18 protein-coding genes are annotated in these 22,350 nt (G+C 46.2%); 15 read left to right on the forward strand and 3 right to left on the reverse strand.

Features of this window, described 5'->3' with window-relative positions; all coding sequences use genetic code 11:
• The first annotated feature begins 33 nt into the window (after positions 1–33).
• From hflX to hflC, 3 genes are read left to right on the forward strand one after another with little or no spacing between them, the layout of a single operon-like run.
• Positions 34–1,323: a ribosome rescue GTPase HflX gene (gene hflX / locus VEA_RS03425; RefSeq protein ID WP_005381380.1), complete on the forward strand. Its 1,290-nt coding sequence runs from the start codon at positions 34–36 to the stop codon at positions 1,321–1,323.
• A gap of 45 nt (positions 1,324–1,368) precedes the next feature.
• Positions 1,369–2,574: an FtsH protease activity modulator HflK gene (hflK, locus tag VEA_RS03430; protein ID WP_005395374.1), complete on the forward strand. Its 1,206-nt coding sequence runs from the start codon at positions 1,369–1,371 to the stop codon at positions 2,572–2,574.
• Positions 2,575–2,576: 2 nt separating this feature from the next.
• On the forward strand, positions 2,577–3,557 hold the full coding sequence (gene hflC, locus VEA_RS03435) for a protease modulator HflC (RefSeq protein ID WP_005395373.1): 981 nt from the start codon (positions 2,577–2,579) through the stop codon (positions 3,555–3,557).
• Positions 3,558–3,618: 61 nt separating this feature from the next.
• Here hflC and VEA_RS03440 read toward each other — a convergent pair whose 3' ends face one another.
• Complete coding sequence (locus VEA_RS03440; RefSeq protein ID WP_005381383.1) at positions 3,619–3,804, reverse strand: DUF2065 domain-containing protein; 186 nt, start codon at positions 3,802–3,804, stop codon at positions 3,619–3,621.
• 172 nt (positions 3,805–3,976) lie between these two features.
• Between VEA_RS03440 and VEA_RS03445 the strand changes: the two genes are divergently transcribed.
• Both VEA_RS03445 and motX read left to right on the forward strand, forming a co-directional pair.
• The gene (locus VEA_RS03445; RefSeq protein WP_005395372.1) at positions 3,977–5,293 is read left to right on the forward strand and encodes an adenylosuccinate synthase; all 1,317 of its coding nucleotides are present in this window, start codon (positions 3,977–3,979) and stop codon (positions 5,291–5,293) included.
• A gap of 219 nt (positions 5,294–5,512) precedes the next feature.
• On the forward strand, positions 5,513–6,148 hold the full coding sequence (gene motX, locus VEA_RS03450) for a flagellar protein MotX (RefSeq protein ID WP_005387944.1): 636 nt from the start codon (positions 5,513–5,515) through the stop codon (positions 6,146–6,148).
• A gap of 80 nt (positions 6,149–6,228) precedes the next feature.
• Here the strand turns inward: motX and hmpA are convergent, their stop codons facing one another.
• Entirely contained in the window at positions 6,229–7,413 is a 1,185-nt protein-coding gene (hmpA, locus tag VEA_RS03455; protein ID WP_006742988.1) for an NO-inducible flavohemoprotein, read from the reverse strand.
• A 157-nt stretch (positions 7,414–7,570) separates the two neighbouring features.
• Here hmpA and nsrR point away from each other — a divergent pair, with 157 nt between their 5' ends.
• The 5 genes from nsrR (at position 7,571) to trpS (ending at position 13,351) form a co-directional block, all read left to right on the forward strand.
• Complete coding sequence (nsrR, locus tag VEA_RS03460; RefSeq protein ID WP_005387939.1) at positions 7,571–7,996, forward strand: nitric oxide-sensing transcriptional repressor NsrR; 426 nt, start codon at positions 7,571–7,573, stop codon at positions 7,994–7,996.
• Between the two features lie 115 nt (positions 7,997–8,111).
• Positions 8,112–10,616: a ribonuclease R gene (rnr, locus tag VEA_RS03465; protein WP_006742987.1), complete on the forward strand. Its 2,505-nt coding sequence runs from the start codon at positions 8,112–8,114 to the stop codon at positions 10,614–10,616.
• A gap of 70 nt (positions 10,617–10,686) precedes the next feature.
• Positions 10,687–11,433, forward strand: a complete 747-nt coding sequence (rlmB, locus tag VEA_RS03470; protein ID WP_005395369.1) for a 23S rRNA (guanosine(2251)-2'-O)-methyltransferase RlmB — start codon at positions 10,687–10,689, stop codon at positions 11,431–11,433.
• Positions 11,434–11,532: 99 nt separating this feature from the next.
• Positions 11,533–12,219 carry a phosphoglycolate phosphatase gene (locus tag VEA_RS03475; RefSeq protein ID WP_012841335.1) on the forward strand — a complete coding sequence of 229 codons (687 nt, stop codon included), beginning with the start codon at positions 11,533–11,535 and terminating at the stop codon, positions 12,217–12,219.
• A gap of 115 nt (positions 12,220–12,334) precedes the next feature.
• A complete protein-coding gene (gene trpS, locus VEA_RS03480; RefSeq protein WP_006742985.1) occupies positions 12,335–13,351 on the forward strand; it encodes a tryptophan--tRNA ligase in 1,017 nt (338 codons plus the stop codon).
• Positions 13,352–13,406: 55 nt separating this feature from the next.
• On the opposite strand, the gene VEA_RS03485 is transcribed toward trpS, so the two are convergent.
• Positions 13,407–13,781: a hypothetical protein gene (locus tag VEA_RS03485; RefSeq protein WP_012841336.1), complete on the reverse strand. Its 375-nt coding sequence runs from the start codon at positions 13,779–13,781 to the stop codon at positions 13,407–13,409.
• 546 nt (positions 13,782–14,327) lie between these two features.
• Between VEA_RS03485 and VEA_RS03490 the strand changes: the two genes are divergently transcribed.
• From VEA_RS03490 to astD, 5 genes are all read left to right on the forward strand, one after another.
• Positions 14,328–17,282, forward strand: a complete 2,955-nt coding sequence (locus tag VEA_RS03490) for an ExeM/NucH family extracellular endonuclease (RefSeq protein WP_012841337.1) — start codon at positions 14,328–14,330, stop codon at positions 17,280–17,282.
• 175 nt (positions 17,283–17,457) lie between these two features.
• Entirely contained in the window at positions 17,458–18,045 is a 588-nt protein-coding gene (locus VEA_RS03495; protein WP_005397690.1) for an aminodeoxychorismate/anthranilate synthase component II, read from the forward strand.
• A gap of 361 nt (positions 18,046–18,406) precedes the next feature.
• Positions 18,407–19,618, forward strand: a complete 1,212-nt coding sequence (locus tag VEA_RS03500; protein ID WP_005397689.1) for an aspartate aminotransferase family protein — start codon at positions 18,407–18,409, stop codon at positions 19,616–19,618.
• A gap of 109 nt (positions 19,619–19,727) precedes the next feature.
• The gene (gene astA, locus VEA_RS03505) at positions 19,728–20,747 is read left to right on the forward strand and encodes an arginine N-succinyltransferase (RefSeq protein WP_006742982.1); all 1,020 of its coding nucleotides are present in this window, start codon (positions 19,728–19,730) and stop codon (positions 20,745–20,747) included.
• Between the two features lie 28 nt (positions 20,748–20,775).
• Positions 20,776–22,233 carry a succinylglutamate-semialdehyde dehydrogenase gene (astD, locus tag VEA_RS03510; RefSeq protein ID WP_005397684.1) on the forward strand — a complete coding sequence of 486 codons (1,458 nt, stop codon included), beginning with the start codon at positions 20,776–20,778 and terminating at the stop codon, positions 22,231–22,233.
• The last annotated feature ends 117 nt before the right edge of the window (positions 22,234–22,350 follow it).

Consider the following 22,350-nt stretch of genomic DNA (forward strand, 5'->3'; position numbering starts at 1 on the left):
CATCGAGTATTTTTAAAATAAGGAGTTGATTGCTTGTTTGACCGTTATGAATCCGGTGAGCGAGCCGTACTTGTTCATATCAACTTCACGCAAGAAGGTGAATGGGAAGATCTGGCTGAGTTCGAAATGCTGGTTTCTTCTGCTGGGGTAGAGGCGCTACAAGTGGTAACTGGTAGTCGTCAATCCCCACACCCGAAATACTATGTCGGAGAGGGTAAGGCCCAAGAGATTGCTACTGCGGTACAGTCGACAGGTGCCGAAATTGTGATTTTTAATCACGCCCTCTCTCCTGCCCAAGAACGTAACCTCGAAGCACTGTGCCAATGTCGAGTTCTCGACCGCACTGGTCTTATTCTCGATATCTTTGCTCAACGAGCTCGAACACACGAAGGTAAGCTACAGGTAGAGCTGGCTCAACTTCGTCATATCTCTACTCGTTTGATTCGTGGTTGGACGCACCTTGAAAGGCAGAAAGGGGGTATCGGTTTACGTGGCCCGGGTGAAACCCAGCTGGAAACCGACCGTCGCTTATTGCGTGACAGAATCAAAGCCATCCTGCGACGCTTAGACAAAGTAGCGAAGCAGCGTGAACAAGGGCGCCGCGCCCGAAATCGAGCTGAAATCCCAACGGTTTCACTCGTGGGTTACACCAACGCGGGTAAGTCGACACTCTTCAACCGTATTACAGAAGCTGGCGTGTATGCCGCTGATCAACTATTTGCTACTTTGGACCCGACTTTACGTAAGATAGAGTTAGCAGATGTTGGGCCTGCCATTTTGGCTGACACGGTTGGTTTTATTCGACATTTGCCTCACGACTTGGTTGCGGCCTTCAAGGCAACCTTGCAGGAAACGCAAGAAGCTGACATTTTGTTACATGTTGTTGATGCCAGTGATGAGCGTTTTCGTGAGAATATTCAAGCTGTTCATGAAGTACTAGAAGAGATCGACGCACATGAAGTGCCGACTCTGGTTGTCATGAACAAAATCGACAATCTAGATTCGCAGAAACCACGTATAGAACGAGACGAGGAAGGCGTACCTCGCGCAGTTTGGGTTTCAGCAATGGATGGGTTGGGCATTGATGTCCTGTTTGAGGCACTGACGGAACGTCTGGCGTCACAAATGGTCGAGCATCAGTTGCGAATTCCTCCACAGTATCAAGGACGATTCCGTAGTACCTTCTTCCAAATGAAGTGTATTCAACGTGAGGAATATGACCAGGATGGTAACTTGTTGATCGATATTCGAATGCAGCAAGTAGATTGGTCTAGACTTGAAAAAAGAGAAGGGGCAGTTTTGACTGGCTTTATAGTCACTTAAAGGACTGCTACAGTATAACGTCATATCAAATGATGGAGCTTTCTAATGGCGTGGAATGAGCCTGGAAATAACAACGGCAACAATGGCCGCGATAATGACCCTTGGGGTAATAATAATCGTGGTGGCCAGCGTCCTGGTGGCCGAGATCAAGGTCCGCCAGATTTAGATGAAGTGTTCAATAAACTGAGTCAAAAACTGGGTGGCAAGTTTGGTAAAAAAGGCGGCGGTGGTTCTCCAATCGGCGGTGGTGGTGGTAGTGCAATTGGCTTTGGCGTGATTGCTCTTATTGCTGTTGCAGTTTGGTTCTTCGCTGGTTTTTACACCATCGGTGAAGCAGAGCGTGGTGTTGTGCTGCGTTTAGGTAAATACGATCGTATCGTAGACCCAGGCCTTAACTGGCGCCCTCGTTTTATTGATGAATACGAAGCGGTAAACGTACAAGCGATTCGTTCACTACGTGCATCTGGTCTAATGCTGACTAAAGATGAAAACGTCGTAACAGTCGCGATGGATGTTCAGTACCGAGTGACTGACCCGTACAAATACTTGTACCGTGTAACCAATGCGGACGATAGCTTGCGTCAAGCAACGGATTCTGCACTACGTGCAGTAATTGGTGATTCATTGATGGATAGCATTCTAACCAGTGGTCGTCAGCAAATTCGTCAAACTACGCAAGAAACACTGAACCAAATCATTGATAGCTATGATATGGGTCTGGTACTTGTTGACGTAAACTTCCAGTCTGCGCGTCCACCAGAGCAAGTGAAAGATGCGTTTGATGATGCAATCGCAGCTCGTGAGGATGAAGAGCGTTTCATCCGTGAAGCTGAAGCATACAAGAACGAAATTTTGCCGAAGGCAACGGGTCGTGCTGAACGTTTGAAGAAAGAAGCACAAGGTTACAATGAGCGTGTCACTAACGAGGCTCTTGGTCAGGTAGCACAGTTCGAAAAACTACTACCAGAATACCAAGCGGCACCAGGTGTAACGCGTGACCGTCTGTACATTGACGCAATGGAAGAAGTGTACTCAAGCACTTCGAAAGTGTTGATTGACTCTGAATCAAGCGGCAATCTTCTGTACCTTCCAATCGATAAGTTGGCGGGCCAAGAAGGTCAGGCAGACACAAAACGTAAATCGAAGTCATCTTCAACCTACGATCAAATTCAACTGGAGTCTGAGCGTACACAAGAAGACACTTCGAACACGCAGTCTCGTTCAACAGGTTCACGTCAAGGGAGATACTAAGAATGCGTAAGTTAATGATCCCTGTATTGGTAATCGCACTGGCATTAATGTTGATGTCTCTGTTTGTGATTCCTGAAGGTGAGCGCGGTATCGTGGTTCGATTTGGTCGTGTTCTTAAAGACAACAACGACATCACTCGAATTTACGAGCCTGGTTTGCATTTCAAGATGCCTCTGTTTGACCGTGTGAAACAACTTGATGCACGTATCCAAACGATGGATGGCCGTGCAGACCGTTTCGTAACGTCTGAGAAAAAAGACGTTATTATTGATACCTACGTGAAGTGGCGTATTGAAGACTTTGGTCGTTACTACCTAGCGACAGGCGGTGGTAATTCGCTAACGGCGGAGGCACTACTTGAGCGTAAAGTAACGGATGTGCTTCGTTCTGAAATCGGTGCTCGTGAAATCAAACAGATTGTATCTGGTCCACGTAACGATGATGTACTACCAGAAGATGCAAGTGCAGATGTTGTCGCAACTGAAGCGGCACGTGAAGCGCTTGAGATTGATGGTGAACGTGACCTAATTATGTCTGAAGTGTTGAAAGACACGCGTGAAAGCGCGATGAAAGACTTGGGTGTTCGTGTTGTTGATTTCCGCATGAAGAAAATCAACCTGCCTGATGAAATCAGTGAGTCTATCTACCGTCGTATGCGTGCAGAGCGTGAGTCTGTAGCTCGTAAGCACCGTTCTCAAGGTCGTGAGAAAGCGGAAGTTATTCGTGCTCAAGCTGAGCTAGAAGTGGCAACCATTCTAGCTGAAGCTGATAAGACTGCTCGTGTAACACGAGGTGAAGCGGATGCAGAAGCAGCGAAGATTTATGCTGAAGCATACAACAAAGACCCTGAATTCTTTAGCTTCCTACGTTCGCTACGTGCGTATGAGAAGTCCTTCAGCTCTAAGAGCGATATCCTGGTACTTGATCCGAAGAGTGAGTTCTTCCAATACATGAACCAGTCGAAGGGCGGCATGGAGAAATAATCTCAGCGTCAAATGAAACAAAAGGCTCCTTAGGGAGCCTTTTTGTATCTGATGCTAAGTGCTAGCTCATCATTATGGCGATTACGGCTCCAGCAACTACTAGGCAGCCACCGATGCGTCGTAGCTGATTGTTGGGCTGTTCACTTAATTGAGCCACCATATTCCGCCAACCGTTTGGAGCAATGAGTGGTCCAATGCCTTCAACGATCAAGACGAGCCCAATCGCCAACCATATGGATTCAGACATACCGCTTTCCAGTCGAATAAAGAAAACTAAATACTATCAGTGATATGCTGATTTCAAAATGAGCAAAGCAGCAAGATGACATTCTGGTAGCAACTCTGTGAACAAAAAATGACTGCAAGAAGCGTGATTCGGTGCTAGAATCCATTTTTAACTAGCAATCAGACTTGGAAAGATGGGAAATAACGTAGTCGTTCTAGGCACCCAATGGGGTGACGAAGGTAAAGGTAAAATCGTAGACCTTTTAACTGAAGATGCAAAATACGTGGTACGCTACCAAGGCGGTCACAACGCAGGTCATACTCTCGTAATTGACGGTGAAAAAACCGTTCTTCACTTAATTCCATCAGGTATCCTTCGCGATAACGTAAAATGTGTTATCGGTAACGGTGTTGTACTATCACCTGAAGCTCTACTTAAAGAAATGAAACCTCTTGAAGAGCGCGGTATTCCAGTACGCGAGCGTCTTTTCATTTCTGAAGCATGTCCGCTAATTCTTCCTTACCACGTTGCAATGGACCAAGCTCGCGAAATCGCTCGCGGTAAAAAAGCTATCGGTACAACAGGTCGTGGTATCGGTCCAGCATACGAAGATAAAGTTGCTCGTCGCGGTCTACGCGTTGGCGACCTATTCGATATGGAATCGTTCGCTGAGAAGCTAAAAGAAGTCATGGAGTTCCATAACTTCCAACTAGTTAACTTCTACAAAGCTGAACCAGTAAGCTATGAAGCTGTGCTTGAAGAAGCAAAAGGCTACGCAGAGCTACTTACTTCAATGGTTATCGACGTAACTGATGAACTAGACGCAGCACGTAAGCGCGGCGATAAGATCATGTTCGAAGGTGCACAAGGTACGCTACTTGATATCGACCACGGTACTTACCCATACGTAACGTCTTCTAACACGACTGCTGGTGGTGTTGCTGCAGGTTCAGGTTTTGGTCCTCGTCACATCGGTTACATCTTGGGTATCGCGAAAGCGTACTGTACTCGCGTTGGTGCAGGTCCATTCCCGACAGAACTATACGATGGTCTAGATAAGCAAGATCCAATTGGTAAGCACTTAGGTGAAGTTGGCCACGAGTTCGGTGCGACAACTGGTCGTCTACGTCGTACAGGTTGGTTCGATGCTGTTGCTATGCGTCGTGCGATCCAAATCAACTCTGTATCTGGTTTCTGTCTAACTAAACTAGACGTACTAGATGGTCTAGAAGAGCTAAAAATCTGTACTGGTTACAAGATGGAAGATGGCTCTGTGCTAGAAGTTTCTCCGATGGCTGCTGAAGCATTCGAAAAAGCAACGCCAATCTACGAAACAATGCCTGGTTGGTCTGAGAACACATTCGGTGCTAAAGCGCTAGAAGATCTACCACAAGCGGCTCTTAACTACATCAAGCGTATTGAAGAGCTAACAGGTGTGCCTGTAGATATCATTTCAACAGGTCCTGACCGCAACGAAACTATCATCAAGGTTCATCCATTCGAAGCTTAATTGATAGTCGTTAAAGATTGCAAAAGCCGACCTTCTGGTCGGCTTTTTTGTATCTGAACAAAAAACGGCAGTGATTCTCATATGGCAAATTTTTGCCGCTGAGTCTAAGTCAGAGGCAAAAATTGTCTAAAGCTTAGCTGGTTTTTGCCGATAAGGTTATCAAGCAGAGGAGATCCTTCATCGATCTTTGGTTTCTTAGATACCTTAAAGAGTACGTTTATGAAGTTACGAACAGTGGCTGCTTCACTGTTATTGACCTTGGTAGCTACCACAGCGAAAGCCAATGTTGCTGATGTGGGGGCGCCAGTTCCTATCTACACCGAAGCAGAGCTGATAAAGCTTATTGAGCAAAATAAGCACTTACAACGTGTGCGCGCTGATAACTGCCAGCTGGTGGAGGATATCGTTGCTCGTGCGACTCGAATTAACTTACCCGCTTATGAATTTCTATACGGAGATATGTTGGCTTGGGGGGTGTGTGTTGAGCAAGATGTCGAACTGGGTCTTTACTACATCGAAAATGCAGCACATCAAGGATTACCTGCCGCGCTAGAGCAGATTGGTCGATACTATTCGCGTGGCACTTTAGTGCAGCAAGATAAAGAGCGAGCGATTCCTTACTTGCGAGAAGCCGCCTCAATGGGAAACCTAAATGCGCGTATTCATTTAGCCGAATTACTCCTGCGTGATTACGGCAGCCCACTTGATTACGAAGATGCGTATCGTTGGCTATATAACTCTGTCACAGCAGATAAGCGGCAGCATAAGCGCATCACTGTATTGAGAAATGGCCTCGAGCAGCGCATGCCACAAAACGTTATTGCTCGAGCTAAAAGGCGAGACACCTTTTGGTAGCGCTTCAATATTGCAAACAACTTCATACAACAAAGCCCACGTCACGTGGGCTTTGTTGTTTTCCCGATAGCTGATAGCGCTTAAACCACTTTGTGTGGACCGAAGCATTCGTAATGGAATTGCTCTTCTGGTACGCCAAGTTCTAATAGCTGTTTCGCTACGTGCTGCATAAATCCTACAGGACCACAGAAGTACACCTGCACGTTATCTTGCTTTAATGCGGCTTCAATTTCATACAGATTGACAAAACCCTTGAAGTGGAAGTCTTCACCTAGCTTGTCTTCTGCCGTTGGGTGGTTATACCAAACGAGCGCGTTCATGTTTTCTTTCGCCGCGACTAGTTGGTTCACGTGTTGCTTGAAAGCATGCTGTTGACCATTTTCTGTTGCATGAACCCAAGTTACAGGTGCTTGATGTGCTGAGAGACTTTCTAGCATGGACAGCGTTGGCGTAAGTCCTACACCTGCAGAAATTAGAACAACGGGTGTTTGTGGTTCGGCATCCATAAAGAAATCACCGGCAGGGGCGGCAAGCTGCACTTTTTCGCCAATGTTCAGGCTATCGTGCAGGAAGTTCGATACTTTTCCGCCTTCTTCACGTTTTACCGAGATACGGTAAGTGTTCTCTTGGACCGCAGAAGATAGGCTATATTGGCGAATTTCTTGGTTTTCTAACTGGTCACTGTTGATATAGATGCCAAGATATTGTCCCGGTTTATACGGTGCCACTTTTTGGCCATCGGTTGGTTTAAACACAAAGCTGCAAATGTGTTCGCTCTCGATTTGTTTATCGACTAATTCAAATTCGCGTAGACCGCGCCAGCCGCCTTCCAAAGCTTCATTTTGTTGGTAAATTTGTTCTTCGCGCTGAATAAATACATTCGCAAGTACGCCGTAAGCCTCAGCCCAAGCATCCAACACTTCTTGACCTGGATTAAATAACTCATCAATCGTCGCAAGTAGATGTTTACCAACGATTTGGTACTGATCTTCTGTGATCAAAAAGCTCGTGTGTTTATGCGCAATTTTTTCTACTGCGCCAAGTAGAGCTGGCAAATTTTCAATATTGGCAGCATAGGCGCAGATGGCGTTGAATAGCGCTTCACGCTGATCGCCGTTACGCTGGTTACTCATATTAAAAATATCTTTCAACTCTGGGTTATGAGTAAACATACGTTCGTAAAAGTGCGCGGTCAGTTTTGGTCCCGTTTCGGCGATAAGTGGTGCGGTCGCTTTGACGATCTCGATGGTTTGATTGCTGAGCATATGGGCTTCCTACTTTAAGTTGTATTTATAATGCATGTTTAAAGTTGTATCTCAAATGTATCTTTCGATCAAGAAAAGATTTACACTTTTATCGATAGCTCAAGTTTGGCGTTTTAGTGTCACCAGCGAGTTATTGAATCGCACTTTGGGAGAGAATATGCAGTTAACGAGCTTTACTGATTATGCGTTGAGAACCTTAATTTTCTTGGCTTCGTTGCCGGAAGATGAGTTAACTAATATCACTGAAGTGACGGATTTATTTGGTGTGTCACGTAACCATATGGTCAAAGTTATCAACCGTTTAGGGCAACTAGGCTATGTCCACACCGTGCGTGGAAAAAACGGTGGTATTCGGCTGATGAAACCTGCTTCTGAAATCACAGTAGGTGGTGTCGTGCGAGATTTAGAGCCGTTAGATTTGGTCAATTGCGGCGTAGATTTTTGCCATATTACCCCTGCCTGTCGCCTCAAAGATAAATTGGCAAAAGCAAAAAGTGCCTTTTTGGCGGAGCTGGATGATTGCACGATCGAATCCTTGCTGAGCGACAATTCTGAGTTGTTGATCTTACTGGCTCGTCCTTAACTCATTTGCACGTCTAGAGTCGATCTCGATCATTCTTTTTTCAAAGCAATTCTGTAGCTTATCGAGAGACTCAGATATACTAGCCATATACCTTCCTTGCTAGATAGGCGTGCCTATGTCAGACAATATTCCAAACGATCCTTTTGCAGATCGTGAGTCCAAAAATTACGAAAATCCAATTCCAAGCCGAGAGTTTATCATCGAGTTTCTAGAGCAAGCGGGCGTTCCAATGAATCGCAACGACTTGTATGAGGCACTAAAGCTTGAGGGCGAAGAGCAATACGAAGGGTTGCGTCGTCGGCTACGTGCGATGGAGCGAGATGGTCAACTGGTGTTTACCCGCCGTCAGTGCTACGCATTGCCTGAAAAACTTGAAATGGTGAAAGGTTACGTGATTGGTCATCGTGATGGCCACGGTTGGGTGCGTCCAGAAGGCAGCGTCGGCAAGGATGATGATATTCTGTTACCGCACCATCAAATGAAGAACATCATCCACGGTGACTTTGTTTTAGTGCAACCTACAGACAACAGCAAGCGCGGTCGTCGTGAAGGGCGCTTGGTTCGAGTGTTAGAGGAGCGTAATGATCAAATCGTCGGTCGTTTCTTCCTCGAATATGGTTATTCCTATGTTGTCCCTGATGACTCGCGTATCAGCCAAGATATTTTGATCCCAAATGAGCACAAAGCGGGTGCACGCATGGGTAACGTGGTCGTGATTGAAATTACTGATCGTGGCTCACGCTCACGTGGCATGATGGGTAAAGTGGTTGAAGTACTTGGTGAAAATATGGCACCAGGTATGGAAACGCAAATTGCGATTCGTACACACCAAATTCCTCACGAGTGGCCAGAGGCCGTCGATAAACAAATCGAAAACTTAGGCGAAGAAGTACCAGAAGAAGCCAAAGTTGGTCGTGTGGATCTACGTGAGTTACCACTTGTGACCATTGACGGCGAAGACGCGCGAGACTTTGATGATGCTGTTTACTGTGAGAAGAACAAAGAAGGTGGTTGGCGTTTATGGGTAGCGATTGCTGACGTCAGTTACTACGTTCGCCCTGACTCTGCGCTGGATAAAGAAGCCATCAACCGTGGTAACTCGGTGTACTTCCCATCGCAAGTAGTGCCAATGCTACCGGAAGTGCTATCAAATGGTTTGTGTTCACTTAACCCACAAGTTGATCGCTTGTGTATGGTGTGCGAAATGACTATCTCAGAGACGGGTAAACTATCGGGCTACAAGCACTACGAAGCCGTGATGAACTCGCACGCTCGTCTCACATATAGCAAAGTGAGCGCGATTCTAGAAGGGGATGAAGAACTACGTGAGCGCTACCAGCCGCTTGTTTCTCATCTAGAAGAGCTGCACAAGATGTACAAAGTGCTGAAAGAAGCACGAGATCAACGCGGTGCAATCGAATTTGAAACCGTTGAAACCAAGTTTATCTTCAATGCGGAACGTAAAATCGAAAGCATTGAACCAGTGATTCGTAATGACGCGCACAAGATCATCGAAGAATGTATGATTCTAGCCAACATTGCTTCGGCATCGCTGGTAGAAAAAGCGAAAGAGCCTGCGCTCTATCGTATCCACGAATCTCCAGGTGAATTACGCCTGCAAGGTTTCCGAGACTTCTTAAGTGAACTTGGTCTTGAGCTAAAAGGTGGTTTAGAGCCTTCACCAACGGACTATGCTGATCTCGCACGTCAAATCTCTGGGCGTCAAGATCAAGAGTTGATTCAGACCATGCTGCTACGCTCAATGAAGCAAGCGGTATACAACGCAGATAACGCGGGGCACTTTGGATTGGCACTGAAACGCTATGCGCACTTTACGTCGCCAATTCGTCGTTACCCTGACCTGTTACTTCACCGTGCAATCAAGTATCTGATTGCTAAAGAAGAAGGTCGTAATCAAGATCGCTGGACACCAACGGGTGGCTACCATTACTCGTTCGATGATATGGACTTTTACGGTGAACAATGTTCGATGACAGAGCGCCGTGCGGACGATGCAACACGTGATGTTGCGGATTGGCTGAAGTGTGAATACATGCAGGACCACGTCGGTGATGAGCTAGACGGCGTGATTGCTAATGTCACTAGCTTTGGCTTCTTTGTACGTTTAACGGATTTGCACATCGATGGTTTGGTGCATATTTCTACCCTTGCGAACGACTACTATCAATTTGACCCGATTGGTCAACGACTTATTGGTGAAAGTTTCGGTAACATCTATCGCTTAGGTGATGCAGTAAAAGTAAAAGTACTGGCTGTTAACCTCGATGATAAGCAAATTGACTTTGAATTGGTCGAAACAAGTCGTAAGCTACGCGGTGAAGGTAAGACTGCGAAGAAACGCGCAGCGGAAGCAAAACGCAAAGCGAAAGATAAAAAACGTGCTGCGACTCGCTCTTCATCGAAAGAAGGTGGCGCGCCTCGCGCAGTTCCTGCGATAGAGCCAACTAAGCGTCCAGAAGAAACGGGCGCAGTGAGTAAGCGCAATGGCCCCAAACGTGATGACGCCGAAGGCAAAAAGAAGCCTAAAGTGAAAAAAGCACGTAAAAAAAAGCCACACAGTAAGCCGAAGAAAACCAAGCGCACTAAAAAAGAGGCGTAGTAGGCTGAAGCGCCAGCTCAGTTCAAACTCGGCTGGCGCAGGCAATACGACCCGAACAACAGGTTAAACAATGAGTAACGAATTTATCTACGGCATTCACGCAGTGAAAGCGGTATTGGAGCGCGAACCAGAGCGTTTTATCGAGGCATACGTTTTAAAAGGTCGTCAAGATGATCGCCTAATGCCAATCCTAAATGATCTTCAGGTTTGTGGTGTCTCTATTCAACAAATGACGCGTAAAACTCTGGATGATAAAGCGCGTGGTGCAAATCACCAAGGCATCATTGCTCGCGTAAAACCAGCAAAACAGCTGAACGAGAACGACATTGATGACATCTTAGCTCAGCATGAATCACCGCTACTGTTAGTGCTGGATGGTGTGACGGACCCGCACAACCTTGGTGCGTGTTTGCGTAACGCAGATGCGGCAGGCGCTGCGGCGATCATCGTACCGAAAGATCGTTCTGCACCAATGAATGCAACGGTAAGTAAAGTAGCATGTGGCGCTGCAGAGGTTGTGCCTTTGATTCGTGTAACCAACCTTGCACGTACAATGCGTACGCTACAGGAAAAAGGGATTTGGTTTGTGGGTACGGCTGGTGAAGCTACGCACGACATTTATCAAGCTAAGCTCACTGGTCCTCTTGCTATCGTGATGGGTGCTGAAGGTGATGGTATGCGTCGTCTTACTCGCGAAACCTGCGATGATTTAATTAAGATCCCTATGGCGGGCAGTGTATCAAGCTTGAACGTATCAGTGGCTTCTGGTATCTGTTTGTTTGAAGCGGTTCGTCAGCGTTTGGCTGCCCAAAAATAAGGCGAGCACACTAAGCGTCGCTGAGTGTGACACTGAGTGACATCAAGATTAAGCACACAGGATGGGGAACCATCCTGTGTTATTTTAGCTAGGGAATTTATGACCCAACAAGATATTAAATTGATTGCTTTTGATCTGGATGGAACACTGCTTGATAGCGTGCCAGATCTTGCCGTAGCGGCCGATCAAGCAGTTCAGGCGTTAGGCTATCCTTCTGTATCAGAAGAGCAGGTGCGTGATTACGTTGGTAATGGTGCAGATATATTGATTGGACGTGCATTAAGCCAAAGCATGACCATCAGCAGTGATTTGAGTGATGAGCTGCGTGCTAAAGCGCGTGAGCTGTTTGATGAATACTACAAGCAAAGCGGCCATAAGCTAAGTCACCTTTACCCAACAGTAAAAGAGACGCTTGAAGAGCTACACCAAGCTGGTTTTACGATGGCGATTGTGACGAACAAGCCCTCGAAATTCGTACCAGAAATTCTAGAGCAGCATGACATCGCCAAGTACTTCGTAGACGTATTAGGTGGTGACGCGTTTCCAGATAAAAAACCAAACCCGGTGGCGCTGAACTGGCTAATGGAAAAGCACCAGGTAAAACCAGCAGAGATGCTGATGGTTGGGGATTCGAAAAACGATATCTTGGCGGCGAAAAATGCGGGTTGTGCTTCATTTGGTTTAACTTACGGTTATAACCACGGCGAGCCCATTTCAGCTTCGAACCCTGACGTAGTGGCGAACCGCCTCGCGGAATTACTGGAAGTCGTCGCTGTTTCTGCATAACGGCAACAAAAGATCTTCCAAAATACTTGTTAATGAGTACACTGAGTAAACCGTGCGCTAAAAGCCGCACGGTTTTTCATTTTAATTAGATTAAGAAGTCAAAGGAATCATTCTAATGAGCAAACCCATTGTATTGAGTGGTGTTCAACCGTCAGGTGAACTAAGTATCGGTAACTACTTGGGTGCTCTACGTCAATGGCAGCAGATGCAAGACGATTATGATTGCCAATACTGTGTAGTAGACCTTCATGCGATTACGGTTCGTCAGGATCCTAAAGCACTGCATGAAGCGACATTAGATGCACTGGCAATTTGTCTGGCAGTTGGTGTTGATCCGAAGAAGAGCACGCTATTTGTTCAGTCACACGTACCAGAGCATGCTCAACTTGGTTGGCTTCTTAACTGTTACACGCAAATGGGTGAGCTGAGCCGTATGACTCAGTTTAAAGACAAATCGGCACGTTACGCGAATGACGTAAACGTGGGGCTGTTTGATTACCCTGTGTTGATGGCAGCAGATATTTTGCTTTACGGCGCACACCAAGTGCCAGTTGGTAGCGACCAGAAACAGCATCTTGAGTTAGCACGTGATATCGCAACGCGTTTTAACAACATCTACTCACCAGAGAGTCCGATTTTTACCGTTCCTGAGCCGTACATTCCAACAGTCAATGCACGTGTGATGAGTCTTCAAGACGCGACGAAGAAAATGTCGAAGTCAGATGATAACCGTAAGAACGTGATTACTCTGCTTGAAGAGCCAAAGTCGATCATCAAGAAGATCAACAAGGCGCAAACAGACACCGAAACCCCACCAAGCATTCGCCATGATATCGAGAACAAAGCGGGTATCGCGAACCTAATGGGACTTTACTCTGCGGCGACAGGAATGAGCTTTGAAGATATCGAAGCCAAGTACAAAGGCGTAGAAATGTATGGTCCATTTAAGAAAGATGTTGGTGAGGCGGTTGTAGCAATGCTTGAGCCAATTCAAGCAGAATACCATCGTATTCGCGCTGATCGTGCTTACATGGATGAGGTAATGCAGCAAGGTGCAGAAAAAGCATCGGCTCGCGCCGCTGAAACGCTGATGAAAGCATACAAAGCGGTAGGCTTTGTCGCTCGCCCATAGTTGCTAAGAATAGATTACAAAAAGCTCCACGTTAGTGGAGCTTTTTTTATGCTTTTTACTGGAATGGCGTGTCTTTCATGCAACGTTCCATATCGTAATATTCAACACGTCCTCGAGCACCTAAAAAGGCGGACTTCACCACCATGCCTCTATCAATGAAGTAACTGAGCTGCACGCATGATATATCGTAGCTAAGTTCTTTAATTCTTGCTGGGATCCAGTAGGTTCCTGGTGTTCTTAGACGCTGGGTAAAAGTAATAACACCCTCGTCACTGACTTCTAACTCTTCAATTCCATCCAGCTCATTTTTGGCTGATTCGATGATGTTTTGATTCGCGGTAGGTTGAAGTGGCTCACTGGCGGTCAATTGACATCCCGTTATCAAGCCAAGTAAGAAGAGAGCTAGCGCACTGCGTTGAATTTTTTTCATTTATCGTTCCTGGGTTTACAGCTAATGAGATCTTAATGTCTCGCGCAGGTGTTATATATTTTGTGTATGAATTTGGCTAGTGAATAAGGAGAAGTTATTGAGCAAATGATGAAAATTTTGAAGTATGAGGGTCATGCGTAAGAAAAAGTCGAGCGAATAATAGGTGACTTAAGTTTAGACATGGCTATAAAAATGAAAATCAAAGCTTTCTAAATTAGTGATTAATTATATTTTCATTTATAACAAAGTGAGCTTGGTTAATAAGCCACTTCACGAGAGATGTATTTTCTACTCCTTAACATGAAGTGAAAAAATAAACTGAGTAATTAATCTAAATTTTGATTTGTTTATCAATAGTGTTCTGTATTTATTACAAAAAATGTTTGAATGGGATGTTCTGGCATATTTTCTTACATTCACATGTGATTCATTTCACGGCTTTAATTGCTCATTCTTATTTATTTCATAAATAAACCTGATAGTAGACGCAAATGGTAGGCTCTGATCAGAGCTAAGTTTGCATTTACATAAATATCAGGTATGACAATGGACACGTTAATCAAACCCTCAATACTCGCACTAACCATCGCCAGTGCACTTAGCGCAAACGCGAACGCAGAGATTATTATTTCCCAGTATGTGGAAGGCGGCGCTTATAATAAAGCGGTCGAGATCGCCAATACAGGTGATACTGCGGTGACACTCACAGGCTATGAATTAGCAAAATCTTCGAATGGTGGCGGCTCGTGGGGCAGCACTCTTGATCTTAGTGACGTAACGTTACAAGCGAAGCAAGTGTATGTGCTTGCTCATGGCGATGCGAGCGAAGCAATAAAGGCGGTTGCGGATTACACTGATAAAAATGTAGCGAACTTTAACGGCGACGATCCGTTGGCACTTCTTAAAGATGGGGAAGTGCACGATATATTAGGTGTGATGGGGGACGTGGATTTCGCTAAAGACACCACGTTAGTTCGTAACAGTGATGCGCTTACACCTTCAACTACCTACCAATCCACTCAGTGGACAGCCTTACCTAAAGATAATATTGATGGTTTAGGGGAATTAAATACAACTGAGCCACCTGCGCCATTTGCTTGTGAAGTAGATGGACAAGAACCAGCCTTTACCACCATCCAAGAGATTCAAGGTGAAGGTGCTTCTTCTCCATTTATTGATGGTTACCCTTACATCACGACCGAAGATCACTTCGTAACTGGTGTGGTCAGTGCGGTAACAACAGGCTTAACTAAAGGCTTCTACCTGCAAGCACTTGAGAATGATGGCAACGACAAGACATCTGAAGGTTTGTTTATTCACACCGATGTTGCAGATACAGAGCTGAAAGCTGGTGATGTTGTTTGTGTGAAAGGGAAAGTACAAGAGTACTACAGCAACACTCAGCTTTCTTCTGATGCAAACAGTTATGTAAAAACAGGCACATCAAACGCCTCTTTGGTTACTCCGTTAACGATTAAGGAAGGGGAAACACTACGTGATGCACTAGAGCGTCATGAAGGTATGCAAGTTGAGCTCAGCTCGGCTAGCGAACTTTTCGTTACTCGTAACTTTTCTTACGATTATGACTCTCGACGCAACAACATGATGTTGTCTCATGAAGCACCGTTGTTTAAGCCGACTCAATTGCATGCAGCAGAGAGTGACGCTGCGGTTGCCCTTGCCAAAGAGAATGCGGCCAACCGTATTTACTTGGAATCGGATAGCAAAGCGCCAAATGGTCAAATCCCATATTTCCCAACGTTTGCACAAGACCTTGACCAAAATGGCTCTTCAGAGCAGCACATTCGCCTAGGCTCTCGTGTCGAAGGCCTGCAAGGTGTGGTGAATTACAGCTACAACGAGTACCGCCTAATTGCGACCAATGAAGTCGATAGCAGCAACTTTGTCACGTCAGGTGATGACTTTGACGTTGCGCGTAAAGCGGCGCCAGCCATAGCCGATTCTGATTTACGAGTAGCGAGCTTCAACGTTCTTAACTACTTCACTTCGGTTGCTGACAGCGGGCACGACAACCCAACCGGGCAAAATCGTGGCGCAACAAACCTTGATGAGTTCTTGATCCAGCAAGCGAAAATCGTTTCAGCGATGAATAAGATGGACGCGGACATCATTGGCTTGATGGAAGTGGAAAACAACGGCTTTGGTGATGGTAGTGCTATCCAAAACTTGGTTGATGCTTTAAACGCTGAGATTGATGACGTGGAAGATCATTACACGTATGTCGAAATCGAAGAGCAAGATAAATACCAAGAGGAATACTTTGGCAGTGATGCGATCATGGTGGCGATCTTATATCGTGCTAACGCAGTAACACCAAAAGAAGCAGCAAAAGTCATTGTGACGCCAGAGCAACATATTGCAGAGAACACCATTACTCGTAAAGAGGGCACTGAAAGTAACCCTGCATACGACAAATATCAACGCCATAGCTTATTACAGACCTTTACAGTGAAAGAGACTGGCGAAGATCTTTCAGTGGTCGTGAACCACTTTAAATCGAAAGGTTCTGAATGTATTGAAGAGTGGATTGCTGGTGTAGAAGACTCAGAACCCGCGGATCTGCAAGGTAACTGCAACAACTTCCGTGTTTCTGCTGCGAAAGTCGTTGGTGAAGCGCTGAAAGATATTGATGGCGATGTGCTCGTTATGGGCGATTTGAACGCTTACGGCAAAGAAGATCCGTTACTGACCCTCACTGATTACTCACAAGAGAAATACGGCCGTGATATCTACACTGCCGCTTACACAACCATTGGTGGCGGTGAGCTTCAAGTAGAGAAAACCAAGATTGAAAAAGGCTACGGTCTGCACAATTTAAACACCTTGCTGCATGGCGCTGATACGTTCTCGTACACCTATTCAGGTGAGTTGGGGAACTTGGACCATGCATTGGCAAGCAGCAGTTTAGCGCAAAAAGTGGTGGCGATTGAAGATTGGCACATCAACTCACTAGAAAGTAACTTGTTTGAATACAGCAGCAAATACACGGGTGACATGCCGAAGTACAAAGATGCGTTCTCAGCGTCTGATCATGATCCAGTGATTATTGCTATTGATTTGCCAGATGATGATATCGATTTACCGAAAGCGGGTGAAAACTTAGCTATTGATGTACGTCTACCACCAACTGCGGTTGCGGGCGATATTGTGACAGTGAACTTAACAGCATCTACGCAAGCGGCCGCGACAAGCAGTGATGCAAAAGTTTACTCGGCTAGCCAAACCTTGACTCAAACTGACATTGACGCACGCAGCGTGAATATTGAGTTTGAACAAGCGCCAGAACAAGGTAATTACCAGTTAGAAGAGAAAGTGACAGACTCGACAGGCAACGTCGTTAAGTTTAGCTCTGTTCGTGATGTCTCAATGACGCAAACTGAAACGGGTGCAGAAGGTTCGAAGGACTCAGATGGTGGTTCGTTTGGTTTTGGCGCGCTACTCGCGATGCTTGGACTTGGCTTAGTACGTCGCCGCAACTAAGCCTTTATCTCCTAAAATACAGCTGTAAAGACCAAAGGCCAGCCGATGCTGGCCTTTTTATTGCACAAAGACTTGCCTTTCTAGTTTGGTGTTGCAAAATACCGCCCTTAATTGTCGCAAACCAGACAATCATCTCTTAAGTCTTGCCTAAACGGATTGGAGCAGCTGACACTCTATGTTGTTGATCATCGATAACTACGATTCTTTCACTTACAACCTCTACCAATACTTTTGCGAGCTTGGCGCTAGTGTAAAAGTCGTGCGTAACGATGAAATCGACATTCAAGGGATTGAAGCGTTGAACCCAACTCACTTGGTGATCTCACCTGGACCGTGTACGCCAAACGAGGCAGGTATCTCTCTACAAGCTATAGAATACTTCGCTGGTAAGCTTCCAATATTGGGTGTTTGCCTTGGTCATCAAGCGATAGCGCAAGTGTTTGGTGGGGAAGTTGTGCGCGCTCGACAAGTAATGCATGGGAAAACGTCACCTATTCGTCACAATGGTCGCAGTGTGTTTAAAAACCTGAATAACCCACTCACCGTAACCCGTTATCACTCTCTCGTGGTGAAAAACGGTACGTTACCCGATGTGTTTGAACTGACCGCATGGACTGAGCTGCCGGATGGAAGTATGGACGAAATCATGGGTTACCAACATAAAACTCTGCCAATTGACGCAGTGCAGTTTCACCCAGAATCGATCAAAACAGAGCAAGGTCACGAGTTGCTCGCGAACTTTTTAGCACGTAAAGCGATCTGATCGCGATCACTTTTCTTAACAAATTATTCATCTTTTTGCCGAGGTGAGTGGATTGCAAAACTATGCGGTTCATTCTGGCCTCTTTGTCTATTCATGTCTTTTTAAACCTTCTATCCCCTGTATTACATAACATTTATAAAAAATCGCTTCTCTATTTTACTTTCTTGATGCATAAATAGTCATAAGCAGTGATTAATGGAAGTTGCTTTCGAGAACGAAAAGAATAAATCACTATTGAAATGGTTAATTAAATGTAAATACAATGCCGCAATAGCTTAAATGCAAAACATTATTTGCTGGCAAAGAGCGCCGGTTAAATTCGCTTATCTGCTACGCATGCGGTATCAAGAAGGAATGTGCAATGACAACGGAAATTAAAGTAGAGCGCGGTTTATTCGATGAGGTAATGGTACCTTGCTATAACCCGATGGAAATGATCCCTGTTAAAGGTGAAGGTTCACGTGTTTGGGATCAGGAAGGTAATGAATATATCGACTTTGCTGGTGGTATTGCAGTGAGCTGTCTTGGCCATTGTCATCCAGTAATGGTAAATGCATTAACAGAGCAAGCTAATAAGCTTTGGCACTTAAGTAACGTGATGACGAACGAACCAGCACTTCGTCTGGCGAAAAAGCTAACAGAAGTGAGCTTTGCTGAGCGCGTATTCTTTGCTAACTCTGGCGCAGAAGCGAACGAAGCGGCACTTAAGCTGGCACGTCGTTACGCTGCTGACGTACATGGCGCTGAGAAATCAGAAATCATTGCATTCAAACAAGGTTTCCACGGTCGTACGTTCTTCACCGTAACGGTTGGTGGTCAAGCGGCTTACTCTGACGGTTTTGGTCCTAAGCCTGGTGACGTTACCCACTTACCTTACAATGATATCGAAGCACTACAGGCACACATGTCTGATCGCACATGTGCGGTGATGATGGAGCCGCTACAAGGTGAAGGCGGTATCGTGCCACCAACGCCTGAGTTTGCTCAAGCAGTACGTGAGCTGTGTGACAAACACAACGCGCTACTGATCTTCGATGAAGTGCAAACCGGTAATGGTCGTACAGGTAACTTCTACGCTTACCAAGGTTTAGGTATTACACCTGATATTCTAAGCACCGCGAAATCACTCGGTGGCGGTTTCCCAATCGGTGCAATGCTGACTACTGCAAAATTAGCAGAGCACATGAAAGTCGGTACGCACGGTTCAACATACGGCGGTAACCCACTCGCGTGTGCTGTAGCAGAAGCAGTTGTGAACGAAGTTACTAAGCCTGAAGTGTTGGCTGGTGTGCTAGAACGCGAAGCGATGTTCCGCGAAGGTCTAGAGAAGATCAATGCTAAGTACAACATCTTCTCAGAAGTGCGCGGTCAAGGCCTATTGCTTGGCGCTGCACTGAATGAAGAATGGCAAGGCCGCGCACGTGATGTTCTTGTCGCTGCAGGTAAACAAGGTCTCATGGTATTGGTTGCGGGTGCCAATGTCGTACGTTTCACACCATCACTCGTTATCACACAACAAGAAATTGAAGAAGGCTTGGCGAAACTGGATAAAGCGATCGCGACTTTAGTTTAAGCGCGATATCAGTTTCAACGCCAACGCAGACACCCCCGTCAAGGATCTCTGATGGGGGAATTGTTCCTACAATATAGTTAGGATCTTCTTGCATCTGGAGGGAGTATTGATGCTAGTAGTTCGCCCTATCGCGATGTCGGATTATGACGCGCTGCACACTTGTGCGGTGGAGTCTGGTCACGGATTTACATCTCTACCGGTTAACGAAGAACTGTTAACCAATCGAATCAAACACTCAGAGTACAGCTTTGGTAAGCCAGATGTGGCAGAACCAGGTGATGAAGGCTATTTGATGGTCGGCTTTGACTCTGAAACGGGTGAGGTTGCGGGTACCACCGGAATCGAAGCATCTATCGGCTGGGATGTCCCATTTTACTCGTATCACATTAGTAAAGTGGTGCACTCGTCACCAAAGCTTGGCGTCAATAATGTCGTCAAACTGCTTACTTTTGGTAATAACTACACGGGTAACAGCGAAATTTGTACCTTGTTCTTGCGTGAGAAATTCCGCCAAGGTCTGAATGGTCGTCTAATGTCGAAGTGTCGTTTCCTCATGATGGCTGAGCACCCAGAGCGTTTCTCTGAAACGATCTTTGCGGAGATGCGTGGCGTTTCAGACGACGAAGGCAACTCGCCGTTCTGGCAATGGTTACAAGAGCATTTCTTCTCCATCGATTTCACACTTGCGGATTACCTCACTGGTATCGGCAAGAAAGGCTTTATTGCTGACTTAATGCCGAAGCTGCCTATCTACATCAACCTGTTGAGTCCAGAAGCGCAAGCGGTCATTGGTCAAGTGCATGACAATACTCGCCCAGCATTAAAGCTGCTTGAGCGTGAAGGCTTCACTAACCGTGGCTACGTGGATATTTTCGATGCGGGTCCAACCGTTGAATGTGACTTACGCAATATTGAATCGGTACGTCACTCGTTCCGTGCGCAAGTGAAAATTGCACAACATAGCAGTACGCAAGACTTCTTGATGTGCAACTCATCGTTCGAAAACTTCCGCGCAGCAGTCACCAAAGCGGCGTATGACGCTGAAACACAAAGCGTCATGATCGCACCAGACGTTGCGGATGCACTTTTGGTTGAGGAAGGGGATTTTGTTCGCCTTCTTCCGCAGTAACAGACGACAGAATTTAAGGATAGAAACAATGACACATTGGATTGCAGGTGAATGGGTACAAGGTCAGGGTGAAGCATTTACGTCTCTGTCACCTTACAACCAAGAAGTGATCTGGCAAGGCAACGGTGCAACGGCAGAGCAGGTGAATCAAGCGGTATCTGCAGCGCGTGAAGCGTTTATTGACTGGAAAAAACGCCCATTTGCAGAGCGTGAGGCGATCGTGTTGGCTTTTGCTGAGAAAGTAAAAGAGAATAGCGAAAAAATCGCCGAAGTCATTGCCAAAGAAACTGGTAAGCCAATTTGGGAAACGCGCACTGAAGCAGCGGCAATGGCAGGTAAAATTGCAATCTCTATTCGTGCTTACCATGACCGCACCGGTGAGGCGAGCCGTGAAGCGGCGGGCAACCAAATTGTGTTACGTCATCGCCCACTCGGCGTGATGGCGGTATTTGGGCCATATAACTTCCCTGGTCACTTACCAAATGGTCACATTGTGCCTGCGTTACTAGCGGGTAACACCGTTGTGTTCAAGCCATCCGAGCAAACTCCTTGGACTGGCGAGCTAGCTATGAAACTTTGGGAAGAAGCAGGTCTGCCGAAAGGCGTGATCAACCTTGTCCAAGGTGCGAAAGAAACCGGTATTGCGCTTGCTGATGCGAAAGGCATTGATGGCGTACTGTTCACGGGCAGCGCGAACACAGGGCATGTATTGCACCGTCAATTTGCGGGTCAACCAGGCAAGATGTTAGCACTAGAAATGGGTGGTAATAACCCGATGGTGATCTCTGATAAATACGGTGATTTGGATGCCACGGTGTACACCATCATCCAGTCAGCGTTTATCAGTGCTGGTCAACGTTGTACGTGTGCTCGTCGTTTGTACGTGCCATTGGGTGAGAAAGGTGATGCGCTCATCACGAAACTGGTTGAAGCGACGAAGAATATTCGCGTAGACCAACCATTTGCAGAGCCTGCGCCATTTATGGGGCCGCAAATCTCCGTTGCCGCAGCCAAGTTCATTCTCGATGCACAAGCGAACCTTCAATCACTTGGTGGTGAAAGCTTGATTGAAGCTAAAGCAGGAGAGGCGGCGTTTGTTTCTCCGGGCATTATTGATGTAACGAACATTGCTGAGCTACCAGATGAAGAGTACTTCGGTCCACTTCTGCAAGTGGTGCGTTACGAAGGGCTAGAAAAAGCCGTAGAACTGGCGAACGACACGCGCTTTGGTCTCTCTGCTGGTTTAGTTTCAACTGACGACCAAGAATGGGAATACTTCGTTGACCATATTCGTGCAGGGATCGTGAACCGTAACCGCCAGCTCACAGGTGCAAGTGGTGATGCGCCATTTGGTGGTCCTGGTGCGTCAGGTAACCTACGTCCAAGCGCTTATTACGCAGCAGACTACTGTGCGTACCCGATGGCATCAATGGAAGGTCAAGAGACTATCTTGCCTGCAACATTAAGCCCAGGTGTGGCGCTATAAGTTTTAATAACAGAGTCGCAACCATGTATTGCGGCTCACCTTGCCGGCGAATCATTTAGGTATGGGTTGTAGTGATCGTTGGCAGAACACGGAAAGTGAGCAAAGACTCGGAAAAGC

The organism is Vibrio antiquarius, from assembly GCF_000024825.1.
Taxonomy (GTDB): domain Bacteria; phylum Pseudomonadota; class Gammaproteobacteria; order Enterobacterales; family Vibrionaceae; genus Vibrio; species Vibrio diabolicus.